This window comes from Photorhabdus kleinii, assembly GCF_025384885.1.
Classification (GTDB): domain Bacteria; phylum Pseudomonadota; class Gammaproteobacteria; order Enterobacterales; family Enterobacteriaceae; genus Photorhabdus; species Photorhabdus kayaii.
The window spans coordinates 1-15,483 of sequence record NZ_JAJAFY010000071.1 but is presented as its reverse complement, the minus strand read 5'-3'; the positions used below and the strand labels follow the sequence as shown (position 1 = coordinate 15,483).

Here is a 15,483-nt window from a genome sequence, read left to right as displayed (position 1 = left end):
GTATCGACGCAAGCTATTTGACGGACAGATGATCGCTCAGCTGCGTGAGGCTTTTGGTTCAGCAGCGGCAAAACTTGAATGCGACATTATCGAGATGGACGGCGAACGAGACCACGTCCATTTGCTGATAGCCCATCCGCCCAAACTGGCGGTCAGTGTGATGGTCAATAATTTAAAATCGGTATCGTCGCGCCTGCTTCGTCAGCAAAATACCCATTTGCGGATGCAGAGCAAAACGGGGCTTCTGTGGTCACGCTCTTATTTTGCCTGTAGCGCCGGTGGTGCCACGATAGAAACGCTCAAAGCGTATGTGCTCAGCCAGAATACCCCGGAGTAGCCAGCCCTAAAGCCCTTCGGGCTTTTCGCCTTATATCCCCGCCCGCACTGGGCTAGGGTTTACGGCGGGTCTTGCTAAAACAACAGAGGAACCTTGGCGGGTTTGCAGTACTTTATCTAGCCATAATGTATCCGACAGACAATAAACACCGCGGGCACCGCCGAATTTCCAGCTTTGATAAAAAAGTCTCAGTAATTTTTCCAACCGTTCTTCTATATTTAGCTGCAGAGATATTTCACGTCTGGCTTCATCAATCAATGCTTGAAGCTGCATTTCCACTGAATGCTGAGGAAAATCAGAACGTAATGTTCGGGAAATTAACAGGATACCGCTACTTAACGATGCATTATTAAATTCATAATCAGCTATGGCTTTCATCACTTTTCCACTGACCCAGTGTTATTCGCTCATTACCGCCATAATCCTGAAAAGTAGCCACCTGCCGATAACCACTTTCAGAAAACAGGCTTCTTACAACATTTCCCTGTTTCCAACCATGTTCCAATAACAACCACCCACCAGGTAACAAAAAATGGCGAGATAGATCAATAATGGTATTTAGATCAGCAATTCCCTGTTTTGCCGCAATTAATGCACTATCTGGCTCAAACCGAACATCGCCCTGAGATAGATGTGGATCGGTTTCATCTATGTAAGGCGGATTACTGACAATCATACCAAACTGTTGATTATTCAACGAAGAAAACCAATTACTTAATAAAAAATCCACATTTTGTATTTTGAGTTTTTCAGCATTGCCCTGCGCCAGCATCACCGCATCAGGATTGATATCAACCCCGGTAACCCGGCAATCAGGGCGCTCACTCGCGATTGCCAATGCAATTGCGCCGGTTCCCGTTCCCAAATCCAGAATGTGGCAAGGTGTCAACGATAGCCGTTCAAGCGCCTTTTCTACCAGACATTCTGTGTCAGGACGCGGGATTAACGTAGCGGGAGAGACATTTAATGGCAACGACCAGAATTCACGCTCACCGGTGATGTAGGCAATGGGTTCACCTTTCACCCGACGAGCGAGTAAAGTCTCCAACTGGCTGAACTGCTCTGGAGCCAGCTGCGTTTCACCGAATGCCAATATATAAGTTCGGGAATGGTGAGTGACAAACCCCAACAAAATTTCCGCATCTCGTTTAGGAGTGTCACTTGCCGATAACTGTCTTGTGGCTTGTTTAAGCCAAGATAGATAATCCATCAATCCTGCTCTGACAAAGCCGATAATAGATCAGCCTGATACTCATTCACGATCGGCTGAACAAGCATATCCAATTTGCCTTCCATCACTTCATCAAGGCGGTACAAAGTGAGGTTAATGCGGTGATCCGTCACCCGTCCCTGCGGGAAATTGTAAGTACGATTGCGATCTGAACGATCACCGGAACCCAGCAAGTTACGGCGCTCAGAAGCTTCCGCTTCCTGACGTTTACGAACCTCAGCAGCGCGAATACGGGCCGCCAATACAGACATCGCTTTCGCTTTGTTTTTATGCTGTGAACGTTCATCCTGACATTCAACGACAATGCCAGTTGGAATATGAGTGATACGGATGGCTGAATCCGTGGTGTTTACATGCTGTCCACCCGCCCCCGATGAACGGAACGTATCAATACGCAGATCACTTGGACTGATTTCCGGCAACTCGGCTTCCGGGATCTCGGGCAAAACCGCAACGGTACAAGCAGAAGTGTGAATACGCCCTTGCGATTCAGTTTCCGGTACACGTTGAACACGATGACCACCCGATTCAAATTTTAAATGACCATAAACCTGCTCACCGGAAACTTTAGCAATAATTTCCTTATAGCCACCATGCTCACCATCGTTAGCACTGATGACCTCAACTTTCCAACGACGGGATTCAGCATAACGGCTGTACATACGAAACAGATCCCCGGCGAAAATAGCCGCTTCATCACCACCAGTTCCTGCACGCACTTCAAGAAAACAGTTACGCTCATCATCAGGATCTTTCGGCAACAGCAACAATTGTAGTTGCTGCTCTAATTCTTCATTGCGAACCTTAGCGTCCCTGATCTCTTCCTGTGCCATTTCCCGCATTTCAGGGTCATCAAGCATTATTTCAGCTGCTTTAAGATCATCCTGAACAGCACACCAGGCCTTAAAACAGTTCGTCACATCAGTCAGTTGAGCATATTCCCGCGACAAAGCACGAAAACGTTCTTGATCAGCAATCACATCGGCATCACCGAGATGAGCCAAAACTTCCTCGTGACGTTCTTGCAATGCTTCCAATTTAGCAACAATAGAAGGCTTCATTCTTGGTTTCAGACCCTATTCCGAGATATGGTTAATTATGTTCCAGCCCCAGGCTGTCACGTAATAAATTAAGACGCTCCAGGTCACCATTGCTGGCTGCTTGCTGGAGTGATTTGGTAGGAGCATGTATCAGGCGGTTCATCAATTGATGAGTCAATTGATTGATTGCCTGTTCTACGTCAGCTCCCTGATTGATAGCAGTCAGTGCCTTAGCAGCCATTTCAGCTCGCACCTGTTCTGCCTGATTACGATACTCACGGATTGAATTCACTGCGCCTTGCGAACGCAACCAGTCCATAAAATAACGGCTTTCCTGCTGAACAATACATTCAGCCTGCACCGCCGCTGCTTTGCGCTGCGCAAGATTCTGCTGAATAATTGCCTGCAAATCGTCAACACTGTAGAGATAGACGTTATTGAGTTTTTCCACATCAGGCTCTATATCACGAGGAACCGCAATGTCAATGAGCAACATCGGTTGGTTACGGCGTAACTTTAATGCACGTTCAACCATCCCTTTACCGATAATAGGCAACGGGCTGGCAGTCGAACTAATAACAATATCAGCTTCAGCTAAACGTATGTCAATTTCAGGCAAGGTGATCACTTCCGCCTGAACTTCATCAGCCAATATCTGTGCTTTCTCTTTTGTCCTGTTAGCAATCATCATATGGTGCACACGATGCTCTTTCAAATGACGAGCCGCTAGCTCAATTGTTTCTCCGGCACCGACCAGCAAAATATTCAGTTCAGAAAGTGATTCAAAAATCTGCCGCGCCAGAGTACAAGCGGCAAATGCAACAGAAACCGCATTCGAACCAATCTCTGTTTCCGTTCTGATGCGCTTGGCGACAGAAAATGATTTCTGAAATAGTCGCTCCAGTTCACTCGATAAAGAGCGGCTGTGCTGCGACTCGGCAAATGCTTTCTTCACTTGCCCAAGAATCTGAGGTTCTCCAAGCACCAACGAGTCCAGCCCACTCGCCACTCTCATCAAGTGGCTAACAGCTTCATTATCACAATGCCAGTAAATACTGGATTTTAGATCTCTGGGATTGAGTTGATGATATTCACACAACCAGCCAATTAACTGCTCATACAGATTATCTTGCTGTTCTACGCTGAGATAAAGCTCTGTACGATTACACGTTGACAACACAACCCCCCCTTTCACCAGGGGATGCTGGAGGAGGTTATCAAGCGCTTCACCAATCGTGTCTGGAGAAAAAGTCACCCGTTCACGCAAGGATACAGGAGCCGTTTTATGGTTAATACCAAGTGCTAACAAAGTCATATCAACTTCATTGAGTTATCAGCAGAGAGACAGTTCATCGTAAAAAACATTCTATACCCGTTATCTTTCAAGTTGCCTCTTTGTTGGCTGCACTCGCTCACCCCGGTCACATAGTTCGCTATGCTCCCGGGGATTCACTCCCTTGCCGTCGCGACGCATCTTGAAATCCATAGGGTATATATTGATGAAATCATCACCCTTAATAAGGACTCTTATAAGCTGTGCATTCTACTTGATACCTCAGCTCAATAAAAGACAATCAGCAGTGTCTGATATCATTATTCAGAACATTTTTTTGAAATTTAACTGGATTAATAGTTCATTCTTCATTATTAAGTGATGTAAAAGTTTTCACGTTATTAAACAGGGATTACCGATGAAGCCAATACAAAAATTATCACTATTCCGCCTATTGCCGCTCTCTTGTGTACTGTTGACCGCCTGTACATTAACGCAACCTGGCGGAACAGGTTCGGCGGATTCTCCCCAATGGCGAGCACATACCCAACAGCTACAGCAATTAAATCAATATCAAACACGTGGATCTTTTGCCTATCTGTCTAATGAGAAAAAAGTTTATGCCCGCTTTTTCTGGCAACAATATCATCCTGAACGCTACCGTTTATTACTGACTAATCCGCTAGGCAGCACTGAATTAGAGCTGCTCGTTCAGCCAGACATGACGCAATTAACCGATAGCCAAGGTAAAAAATATTTCAGTGATAATCCTGAAAAGATAATTTATCAGCTCACCAATATGGATATTCCATTAGATAATTTGCGGCATTGGATAACAGGTTTACCCGGTGATGCCAAAAACTTTAAACTGGATGCTAACCATCTATTGAAAACCGTCAATTACCAGCAACATGGCGCGACATGGCAGGTTAATTATCAATCCTACGATACCTCAACAACCCTCGCCCTTCCCAACCGTCTGGAACTGATTCAGGGTGATCGCCGCATTAAACTGAAAATGGATAACTGGACCACAAAATAATGACATTAACTTGGCCCTCACCGGCAAAACTTAACCTATTTCTCTATATCACCGGTCGTCGAGCTGACGGTTACCACCAGTTGCAAACGCTATTTCAATTTCTTAATTATGGTGATGAAATTACGGTTACCCCTCGTCAGGATAATGAAATCCGTTTACTGACACCCGTAGAGGGGGTGGAACACGATAACAACCTGATTATTCGCGCAGCACGTCTTTTACAATCCTACAGCGACAAACACCATACAGGTATTGCTCATAAAGGTGCTGATATTCAGATCAACAAACGTCTGCCAATGGGCGGTGGGTTAGGCGGAGGTTCATCCAATGCGGCTACCGTACTCATTGCCCTGAATTATCACTGGCAAACCGGTTTCACAGACGAAACACTGGCAGCCCTCGGCGTGAGCCTTGGTGCGGATGTGCCCATCTTTGTCAAAGGGCATGCCGCATTCGCAGAAGGTATTGGTGAAATCCTGCACATAGCAGAGCCGGAAGAAAAGTGGTATCTGGTTGCGCATCCTGGTATTGAAATCTCAACTCTGCGTGTCTTCACAGATCCAGAATTAAAACGTGATACGCCAATTCGCCCTCTGACCGCATTATTAAAGGCTCCGTACGTAAATGATTGTGAATCTCTTGTAAGAAAACGTTTCCGTAAGGTTGAACAGCTTCTTTCATGGCTGCTAGAATACGCGCCGTCACGCCTGACCGGAACCGGTGCATGTGTATTCGGTGAGTTTGAATCAGAAGCATCGGCCCGTAAGGTGTTAAATCAAGCCCCTGAGTGGTTGCAGGGTTTTGTTGCGCGTGGCGTTAACAATTCACCTTTGCACAGTTTCCGCTCTGGGATACCCGTGTTATTGAACCAATGAATAAATATGTTATTTAGCATTGGTCAACAATATCTCTCTGGACGCAAGCCTGAGGTCTTTCTCGTGCCCGATATGAAGCTTTTTGCTGGTAACGCTATCCCGGAACTAGCACAACGTGTTGCCAACCGCCTGTACACTAATCTTGGAGATGCTGCTGTCGGCCGTTTTAGCGACGGTGAAGTCAGCGTGCAAGTTAACGAAAATGTGCGCGGTGGTGATATTTTCATCATCCAGTCCACTTGTGCACCGACTAACGACAACCTGATGGAATTAGTCGTTATGGTTGATGCACTGCGTCGTGCTTCCGCAGGACGTATTACCGCAGTAATCCCTTATTTCGGTTATGCTCGTCAGGACCGTCGAGTCCGTTCCGCCCGTGTGCCAATTACCGCCAAAGTTGTTGCAGACTTCCTGTCCAGTGTCGGTGTAGACCGCGTACTGACTGTTGACCTGCATGCTGAGCAAATCCAAGGTTTCTTTGATGTTCCAGTTGATAACGTATTTGGCAGCCCAATTCTGCTGGAAGATATGCTACAGAAAGAGTTAGAAAACCCTATCGTTGTTTCCCCGGATATTGGCGGGGTTGTCCGCGCACGTGCTATTGCTAAGCTGCTGAATGATACGGATATGGCAATCATCGATAAACGCCGCCCACGCGCTAACGTTTCTCAAGTGATGCATATTATCGGTGATGTCTCTGGCCGCGACTGCGTGCTAGTCGATGACATGATCGATACCGGCGGCACCTTATGCAAAGCGGCTGAAGCATTAAAAGAACGCGGAGCAAAACGTGTCTTTGCCTATGCTACTCACCCGATTTTCTCCGGCAATGCGGTGGACAACATTAAAAACTCGGTGATTGATGAAGTGGTTGTCTGTGACACCATCCCATTGTCTGCTGAGATCAAAGCGCTCAATAAAGTTCGTACTCTCACTTTGTCCGGTATGCTAGCTGAAGCGATCCGGCGTATCAGTAATGAAGAGTCAATTTCTGCGATGTTTGAGCACTAATAAATAAGTTGTACTCATATATCGCTATTTAAGAAAAAACCCGTTGTACAAGAGCTTCAACGGGTTTTCTGCTTACTCTGGAAGAATAATACTTCTCCATTTTTGTTATGGATACCGATGACTACTACGACGATAACGCTCATCATAGTTTCTTAGCCACCAGTAACGATCTGCCACACCTTCCCGGCCTCCCACACCGGCACCAGCCAACCAAACTAGCGCACCAATAAAAACGCCCAATAGCGCTGCTTCAGATAAAAACTCAGGCCAGCCAAAACCGAAGATGTGAGGCAGTAATGTATAAGCCAGGCTACTCACTATGGTGAACATACCGACACCCATCAATACATTACCGACTATGAAGGCACTTTGACGTTTCATATGTTACCTCCAACACTCTCCGTGAATACACACTATCCGTGAATACACACTATCCGTGAATACACACTATCCCGTGAACACTAAGAACCGAAAATTCAACAGCTAACGTTAATTGACTCTATATAACTTTATAGCCTATTTATAGTATAGCCCTATTTCATAAAAGGTCATTGCGGACGCGATCACAACTAAAGGAGATTTAATAACAATTCCCTCATCATTGTGAGAAATAACATGAAGAAATAATGAGTTAGATAGCCTGAACTTCACTTAAAGAGAAGTTCAGGTTTTTAACTAAATATTGATGTATACCCGTTATCTTTCAAGTTGCCTCTTTGTTGGCTGCACTCGCTCACCCCGGTCACATAGTTTGCTATGCTCCCGGGGATTCTCTCCCTTGCCGTCGCGATGCATCTTGAAATCCATTGGGTATATAACAATGATAGTTGTGAAATTCCATCCAGGTTATATATCTTTAATCAATAATAAACCACGCAATCAGTATCTCCTAAATATCCAGCGTCTAATACAGTAATGTGTTTAACGTTATCGGTACTCGAGAATGTATCCGATCATCCAGGCAACCTATACCAATTGCTGTATATTCCATTTTAGGCGGTTCATAACGATATGAAGATCCAATGTAACTAGAATAAATTTTAAAGCTAAAACATCCATTTATATCGGTAATGATATCTTTGCCATCATCAGCCAGCGATATAAAAAGCCCCGTAGATACTGATATGACTATATTAGGTTGACCTATATCATTTTTATATAAATATCCAGATACAACACCGTAGTCAAATGAATATATTACAGGTGGATATTCTGTGATCTCTAACCGATATGGATTATAGGTGAAACACACAATTGTAGCCTTTATGATATCTCCCGATTGTGCCGTGAGTGTCACCTCTCCAACGTTATCAGATCGTATTGAGACGGATATTTTACCATCTTTATCTGTTACACCCCATGATGGATATATCGTTGCTTCACTATCAGCATTGAAGGTTACTTTTTGGTTTTTAATTCTGTTACCAGACTTATCATACGCAGTTGCAATTACTATATTTTTATCGTTGCTATTAGCCCATGCATCATTTTTTTCTCGGTTAAGCTCAAGAGATGCCACGAATTGAGGAACAGCAGTAAACTCGACCTGGAGAGGAGGGACTTTTATTTGAGTATCATCCTCTAAACAAGCATATACATTCCCTTGACACGGAGTTGAATCAGTAGAGATTATTTCAACTGATACCTTACCCATTACTCCCGTACTTTTTATAATTGTACGATCATTATTCTCCTTAAATACCATAAATTCATTATCTAATGTGAAAGTTACATTCGTTTCATGAGATAAATAACCACCTTGAGTTACTTTTATACCGATATATATAGACTTATCCGCAGTCTCCGTTTTTTCACTCGATACCCAATTTAATTTTTTAGCCTCTTTTGGTGCTTGTTCGTCATTCATTTCATTCTCCTAATTTATCACTATCATGTATATTTATATATATTACCATCGATTTAAAGTTAAAAAATAAAATGATTTCAATTTGATAAAATTATGCTAATTAACAATATTCCTTACACTAAATAGAAGGAAAATGTTTAAAATTAATAGAAAATTGAATCGACTTATCAATATCGGGTAAACTTATTATCACATTATTTTTTTCTGCTTTGGTATTAGTTATATGGAAAGTTGTACAACCATCTTTACTAATCGCAACCTGCAATTCTCTCTCGTTATCACCAAAACCTGAAATTATCGCGGAGCCATCAGTACGAACAAGTAATCTTTTACCGGAATAGACAGTACGGTCCACAATAACATAACCACTACACACACTCACGCCATCAGCAGGTACTTCCGAGGTAAATGCGTAAGCTTCGATAATATCTCTTCCATCTCTCCACTCGCTAAATATTGCCTGCCCTACACCCGGTGTTATAGCCCCATCCTCCGCAGAAACAGTACAGCGAAAACTACCCGCTTCCTCAGATTGCAAATGGAAATAAGCCAACCCGAAACTATCGGGGGCAAATTGATATTTTGTACCATCCCCTTCAACAATACTTCCTGATTCAACCCTCGCCAATAAACTCTTTCCTGGCGGCCCATAAACCGCAACCAAGTTTTTCGGTTTTATTTTAGGATATTTATTAGATACCATCGGCGCACCTTCACTAATTGATATCATGACAGATGACATATCCGTTAGCGATAATATCACTGAACCTGGAGCAGAAATAGTATTGCCAACCTCATAATACCCTGTTCCCACGCCTTCCTGCCCCAAACAAAGCACGTTTTCCACCGGCACCACTAAAGAAACATAACCCTGCTTAACATCCTCGTCGCTTACTGTTATTGGTTGTGCATCCCAAGCCGCCCGCGCAATTAAATCATAGTTAAAATTATGTCCTTGCCAATGGAATATGACGCTATCTCCTTTCCGCATCTGCCGATAACTGATATGCACATTTAACCCACGATGTTGCACAAGAGATGAATAGTGAATAACGCCAGATGTTGAATCTGGATAAATTGATGGTAATAATTTTATCGATGGAGAATTAATAACTTTAATAACAGTCGGTTCAGAGAAATCTTCATTCTCGAAATCATCAGCTGATGTATAAGTCACATTATAGCAACCATCAGGTATTTCAGAGAACGGCATAGTTACAGTAAAAAAATCAAGATCAATATTCTGAACATGATATGGTCGAGAAAAAATTCCCCCAACACTTACCACTATCACATCCCAGATTTCTATATCCTCATAATAGGGTACCTTGATAATTAAATCTTGGTTCTGTTGAACAGAAACATCAATCAAACCATTATTATCTGCTTGCGGCAATTTTGGCGACGATAAAGGAATGAGAGTATTGTCGTTATTAGTAATCATATTTCACCTCCCATTGGAATCGGTCTGAATGATAAAACAAAATTGACTTTATCCCCTGAATCTGAACCAGGCGCTGTTAGCCAAACATTAACTTTACCTACTGTATCGCTAGTCACATTCACTGTCGCACTACCATCCTCTTTTAATGGAATATCGGCCCAGTCTTTATTATAACCATCGATAACTGCATTATTATTAACTCTTATACGGATTTGATTAATATCATCATTATTTTCACGATCAATAAAAAGATAGATCGAACAAGGCGTCTTCCCATCTGCCGGAGCACCTGTAGTATAATTATAGGCGGTAAATATTATAGCCTCATCAGACTGACGATAATTACCAAAAATAAGCGGGAAAGATATTACCTTATTGATGTCCTCTTGTGGGGAAATCATCACAAAAGCCGAAAATTCTTCATTATTTTCAATATTTTTATGTTCAAACGGAGAACGAACATAAAAATGCCCTTTTCCAGTCTCATCTAACGTCAATGTGATCTGATCTACATCAACATTATCGTCTACAATAAAAGCACCGATAGATGTCGTAGCATAGAATTTATGTCCAGGTAGACCATATATAGTCACAATATTTTTGGGATTAAGATTAGGATAATTGGTTAAATCACTTTTTGCCGCGTTTTCTGTGATAATCACACTTGATATGCCATTATTCATACTGTCACCATTAACTCCATGATTTATTAATTGAAAATAAAATGATAACGCTTAATAAAATATTATAGTTACGCAATAAAGAAATCGCCAGTTTACAAATAAGAAATATGCCCGGAAAAATGGAAAATGCTCAAGCATTTTCCAGCAAATAAATAAAAACTCAATCAGTTAAATTTATTGTCCAGGGGGAACCGTATCAATGCGTCCAAACCAAATCTTGGAGTCCTTTATTCTTACACTGTAAGTGATATAAACTAATCCTGGTCCACCACGATATGAGTCTACACCCGTAAAAGGTGCCTGACCAAGCAGAATAATAGCCTCTCCAGCCGCCACTTCGTCGGCAGTTACCGTATGAGGTTCTAGAGAATAAATTTTTGAAGATGGACTATGATTGACAACACCATTAACGTAAATACGTACATTGATAACACTATCCACGTCTATTCCATTTTTTTTACCCACAGCAATATGTGCATCCAGCCCTCCCCCTAAAATTTTTGCAAGATTGATCTTACCTCTCTGTCCAAGTTCGATCTGATCTTTATGAGTGAAAATTCTAGGCGCTGCTAATGTACGCCTAATCTCTGGTGGCTCATTCGGTACTGACCTCGTTAAATCAAAATAGAGGGCAGATGACATCGTTACATTTCCCGTTGTATCAGCCCTATAATAATATAACTCATTATCGCCAATATTTGGAATACTGGCATATGGGACTGAAATAAACGGATTATTCAACTGATCCAGATCAGTAATGACAGCAGACACACTTGGCGTTTCATCATTATCTTCTCTGATCATTAAGAAAATTCTATCTCTCGGTTTAACTCTCTCATAAAATGGGATACTCACATGAAAACCTGTACTACTATTTCCTACTGATGGTGTTAATCTATCACCGTCCAACTCTTCAATATCTGGCATTTCAAGCGTTGGAGTAATATCTTCTGTAATAAACAGAATATTTGATGAAGATTTCCTTAAAAAACCCTGCAACTCTGTAAACATATTGACTGTGTAGTTACCCCTCTCTTCCTTACTAGGGAAAACTCTTAAGGCAGCAAAACCTTTACTATTCGTATTAATATAGTATTTATTGCTATTTAACCCTCTAATAAAAGGCAATATTTCTGCTGTAGGTTGCCTTCTATTATAACCAAAAATACGCACTGGCTTATCTGTTACCAGGGGAATTTGAAAATAAGGTAACGGATCATCTGTTTTACTCAGCGCATATAAATGAACGAGGAGGCTACCATTAAATTCAGAAGGTCGTTCATCATCCTCTGCCGGAGAAAAATCTTTTATCAACGAATCGCCAATAATGATAGGTTCAAACGCTGCATGTGAAAAACCATTTTTACCAATAGAATGAAATGCTATCTCTAATTTAGCATCAGGGTCCGTAGCCTTATCCATTGAAAATGTTATGGTGAAATCACCAGCACCAGAATTGGCAGTAACAACAAATTTTGTAGTGCAGGTATTATTCTTGACATCCCTTGAAATACGAGGGATCTCATCAAAACTGACATCTTGCTGGTCACTGTACACTATATCAGTCATTTCCGTGACTTTATGAGTCTCATCACCTGAATAAGTTACAGTAACGAGAACTGGGCACTCTTCTAAAACCGTTATTCCTGAAACAATATCTGCTGTAAGTATCGACATATTAAACCTCATATTAAAGTTAAACATCAATAAGCAATAAGCGTCTAATTTCTATCAAAATAATGCGCTCCCACAACGATACTGACTACCTATTATCTCCTTCCTGTTTCTCACACAAATAAATTATTTACTTTAGCTGTTAATGTAATAGCAATAAATCTACCACTCATAACATAAGCTTTATATCCAAATATACCCTATATAGTTACAGGTTAAGATTACGGTAATTGTTAAATCACTTTTCGCCATGCTTACCATTATTTATACTGTCACCATTAGTTCCATGATTCATTGGTTGAAAATAAAATGACAACGCTTAATTAAATATTATAGCTCGGTAATAAAGAAATAGCTAGTTCACCAATAAGAAACATGTCCGGGAAAATGGAAAACGCTTACGCATTTTCCATACACAAGTAAAATCTCAATCAGTTAAATTCATCGTCTAGGTGGAACAGTATCAATATGTCCAAACCAAATCTTAGATTCCTTTTTACCTACGCTGTAAGTGATATAAACCGAGCCTGGCGTACCATCACTATATGAATCTACATTAGTAAAAGGTGCCTGACCAAGCAGAATAATAGCCTCTCCAGCCGCCTTTTCGTCAGCAGTTACCGTATGAGGTTCAACAGAATAAATCTTTGAGGATGGATTCTCATTGACAATACCATTAACGTAAATACGTATATTGATAACACTATTTACCTCTATTCCGTTGTTTTTACCCACAGCAATATGAGCATCCAATCCTCCACCTAAAATATATTCAAGATCAATCTTACCTGGCCAGCCAAATTCCTCCTGTCGTTTATGATTAAAAATTCTAGGTCTCGCTAATATACGCCTAATCTCTGGTGGCTCATTCGGTACTGACCTCGTTAAATCAAAATAGAGGGCAGATGACATAGTGATATTTCCCACTGCATCAGCAATGTAATAATATAACTCATTATCGCCAATATTTGGAATATTGGCATATGGAACTGGAATAAAAAAATTATCCAACTGATTCAAATCATTAACAACAGCAGACGCACTTGGTGTTTCATCATTACCTTCTCTGATCATTAAGAAAACTGTGTCTTTCGGCCTAACACCTCTATAAAATGGGATATTCACATGAAAACCTGTACTGCTATTTCCTTCTGATGGAGTCAATTTATTACCATTCAGTTCTACAATATCTGGTGCTGCAAGCGTTGGAGCAATGTCTTCTATAACAAACAGAATATTTGATAAAGATTTCTTTGAAAAATCCGGCAATTCCGTGAACATATCAACTGTATAATTACCACTCTCCTTCTTACTGGGGAAAACTTTTAAAGCAACAAAACCTTCATTATTTGTATTAATATAGTATTTATTATTATTGTAATTTAGAGCAAGAGGTAATATTTCTTCCGTAATCTGTTCTCCATCATACCCAAAAATACGCACTAAATTATTAATTACCAGAGGGATTTGAAAATAGGGTAATGGCTCATTTGTTTTACTCAACGCATATATATTGACGAGGAGGCTGCCATTAAACTCAGAAGGCTCCTCATTATCTGCTGCCGGAGATAAATCTTTTATCAGCGAATCGCCAATAATGATAGGTTCAAACGCTGCATGTGAAAAGCCATCTTTATCAATAGGATGAAATACAATTTCCAATTTAGCATCAGGGTCCGTAACCTTATCCATTGAGAATGTTATGGTAAAATCACTGGCACCAGAATTAGCAGTAACAACAAATTTTGCAGTGCAGGTATTATTTTCGACATCTCTTAAAATACGAGGAGTCTTATCAAAATGAGTATTTTCTGGGGTACTATACACTATGTCAGTCGTTTCCGTTACTTTATGAGACTCATCACCTAAATAAGTCACGGTAATAACAACCGGGCACTCTTCTAAAACCGTTATTCCTGAAACGATATCTGTTGTAAGTGTCGACATATTAAACCTCATATTAAAGTTAAACACCAATAAGTAACAAACACTTAATTTTCTGTCAAAATAATGCGTTTATACAACGATGCTTACTCTCTATTCCCTCCTTTCTGTTTAGTTTATCACACAAATAAGTTTTTTAGCTATTAATGCAATAGCAATAAATCCACTACTCATAACATAAGCTTTATATCCAAGTATATCCTATATAGTCATAATATATCCTGGATTAAAATTAGGATAATTGTTAAATCACTTTTCGCCACATTGACCATTATTCATGCTCCACCATTAATTTCGTGATTCATTGTTTGAAAATAAAATGACAACGCTTAATGAAATATTATAGCTCGGTAATAAAGAAATCGCCAGTTCACCAATAAGAAATATGTTCGGAAAAATGGAAAATGCGTGAGCATTTTCCAACAAACAGTTAAAAGCTCAATCAGTTAAATTTATTTCCTAGGTGGGACAGTATCAATATGTCCAAACCAAATCTTAGATTCATTTTGGCCTACGCTGTAAGTGATATAAACCGAGCCTGGCGTACCATCAAAATGCGAGTCTACATTCATAAAGGGTGCCATACCAAGCGGAATAATAGCCTCTCCTGCTGCCGCTTCGTCGGCAGTTACCGTATGAGGATCGATAGGATAAATTTTCGAAGATGGATTGTCATTGATAATACCATTAACGTAAATACGTACATTAATAACACTGTTTACCTCTATCCCACTGTTTTTACCCACAGCAATATGGGCATCCAACCCTCCACCTAAAATATATTTAAGACTAATCTTACCTGGCCAGCTAAATTCCTCCTGTCGTTTATGATTAAAAATTCTAGGTCTCGCTAATATACGCTTAATCTCTGGTGGTATATTTGGTACTGACTTCGTCAAATCAAAATAGAGGGCGGATGACATAGTTATGTTTCCTATTACATCAGCTACGTAATAATATAACCCATTATTGCCAATATTTGGAACACTAGCATATGGCACTAAAATAGATGGTATATCCAACTGACTCAGATCAGTAATGACAGCAGACATGCTTTGCGTT

General features: G+C 40.8%; 14 protein-coding genes and 1 pseudogene. 4 read left to right on the top strand and 11 right to left on the bottom strand.

The window, feature by feature from the left end:
* The coding region (gene tnpA / locus LG003_RS21380; protein WP_262981594.1) for an IS200/IS605 family transposase at nucleotides 1-337 on the top strand (337 nt) is incomplete at its 5' end.
* Nucleotides 338-367: 30 nt separating this feature from the next.
* Here tnpA and LG003_RS21375 read toward each other — a convergent pair.
* Genes LG003_RS21375 through hemA form a run of 4 tightly spaced genes read right to left on the bottom strand, consistent with a single transcriptional unit; the run spans nucleotide 368 to nucleotide 3,923 of the window.
* Complete coding sequence (locus LG003_RS21375; RefSeq protein ID WP_262981593.1) at nucleotides 368-715, bottom strand: transglutaminase family protein; 348 nt, start codon at nucleotides 713-715, stop codon at nucleotides 368-370.
* The gene (gene prmC, locus LG003_RS21370; protein WP_112879578.1) at nucleotides 699-1,547 is read right to left on the bottom strand and encodes a peptide chain release factor N(5)-glutamine methyltransferase; all 849 of its coding nucleotides are present in this window, start codon (nucleotides 1,545-1,547) and stop codon (nucleotides 699-701) included. The genes LG003_RS21375 and prmC overlap by 17 nt, the downstream gene beginning before the upstream one ends.
* Nucleotides 1,547-2,629 (bottom strand): peptide chain release factor 1, encoded by a 1,083-nt coding sequence (gene prfA / locus LG003_RS21365; protein WP_112879577.1) that lies wholly within the window; start codon nucleotides 2,627-2,629, stop codon nucleotides 1,547-1,549. Before prfA ends, prmC begins: the two co-directional genes overlap by 1 nt.
* A gap of 31 nt (nucleotides 2,630-2,660) precedes the next feature.
* On the bottom strand, nucleotides 2,661-3,923 hold the full coding sequence (gene hemA, locus LG003_RS21360) for a glutamyl-tRNA reductase (protein WP_112879576.1): 1,263 nt from the start codon (nucleotides 3,921-3,923) through the stop codon (nucleotides 2,661-2,663).
* A gap of 376 nt (nucleotides 3,924-4,299) precedes the next feature.
* Between hemA and lolB the strand changes: the two genes are divergently transcribed.
* The 3 genes from lolB (at nucleotide 4,300) to prs (ending at nucleotide 6,809) form a co-directional block, all read left to right on the top strand.
* Nucleotides 4,300-4,923 (top strand): lipoprotein insertase outer membrane protein LolB, encoded by a 624-nt coding sequence (lolB, locus tag LG003_RS21355; RefSeq protein WP_262981592.1) that lies wholly within the window; start codon nucleotides 4,300-4,302, stop codon nucleotides 4,921-4,923.
* Nucleotides 4,923-5,798: a 4-(cytidine 5'-diphospho)-2-C-methyl-D-erythritol kinase gene (gene ispE / locus LG003_RS21350; protein WP_112879574.1), complete on the top strand. Its 876-nt coding sequence runs from the start codon at nucleotides 4,923-4,925 to the stop codon at nucleotides 5,796-5,798. The genes lolB and ispE overlap by 1 nt, the downstream gene beginning before the upstream one ends.
* A 63-nt stretch (nucleotides 5,799-5,861) precedes the next feature.
* The gene (prs, locus tag LG003_RS21345; protein WP_146747441.1) at nucleotides 5,862-6,809 is read left to right on the top strand and encodes a ribose-phosphate diphosphokinase; all 948 of its coding nucleotides are present in this window, start codon (nucleotides 5,862-5,864) and stop codon (nucleotides 6,807-6,809) included.
* A gap of 105 nt (nucleotides 6,810-6,914) precedes the next feature.
* Here prs and ychH read toward each other — a convergent pair whose 3' ends face one another.
* From ychH to LG003_RS21310, 7 genes and pseudogenes are all read right to left on the bottom strand, one after another.
* Entirely contained in the window at nucleotides 6,915-7,190 is a 276-nt protein-coding gene (gene ychH, locus LG003_RS21340; protein ID WP_112879572.1) for a stress-induced protein YchH, read from the bottom strand.
* 523 nt (nucleotides 7,191-7,713) lie between these two features.
* Nucleotides 7,714-8,676, bottom strand: a complete 963-nt coding sequence (locus tag LG003_RS21335) for an Ig-like domain-containing protein (protein ID WP_112879571.1) — start codon at nucleotides 8,674-8,676, stop codon at nucleotides 7,714-7,716.
* Nucleotides 8,677-8,794: 118 nt separating this feature from the next.
* On the bottom strand, nucleotides 8,795-10,120 hold the full coding sequence (locus LG003_RS21330; RefSeq protein WP_112879570.1) for a hypothetical protein: 1,326 nt from the start codon (nucleotides 10,118-10,120) through the stop codon (nucleotides 8,795-8,797).
* Nucleotides 10,117-10,803 (bottom strand): hypothetical protein, encoded by a 687-nt coding sequence (locus tag LG003_RS21325; RefSeq protein WP_112879569.1) that lies wholly within the window; start codon nucleotides 10,801-10,803, stop codon nucleotides 10,117-10,119. Before LG003_RS21325 ends, LG003_RS21330 begins: the two co-directional genes overlap by 4 nt.
* A gap of 174 nt (nucleotides 10,804-10,977) precedes the next feature.
* Nucleotides 10,978-12,480: a hypothetical protein gene (locus LG003_RS21320; RefSeq protein WP_112879568.1), complete on the bottom strand. Its 1,503-nt coding sequence runs from the start codon at nucleotides 12,478-12,480 to the stop codon at nucleotides 10,978-10,980.
* Between the two features lie 438 nt (nucleotides 12,481-12,918).
* A complete protein-coding gene (locus tag LG003_RS21315) occupies nucleotides 12,919-14,424 on the bottom strand; it encodes a hypothetical protein (protein WP_112879567.1) in 1,506 nt (501 codons plus the stop codon).
* A 449-nt stretch (nucleotides 14,425-14,873) separates the two neighbouring features.
* Nucleotides 14,874-15,483 (bottom strand): annotated as a pseudogene (locus LG003_RS21310) (hypothetical protein); the annotation flags it as partial.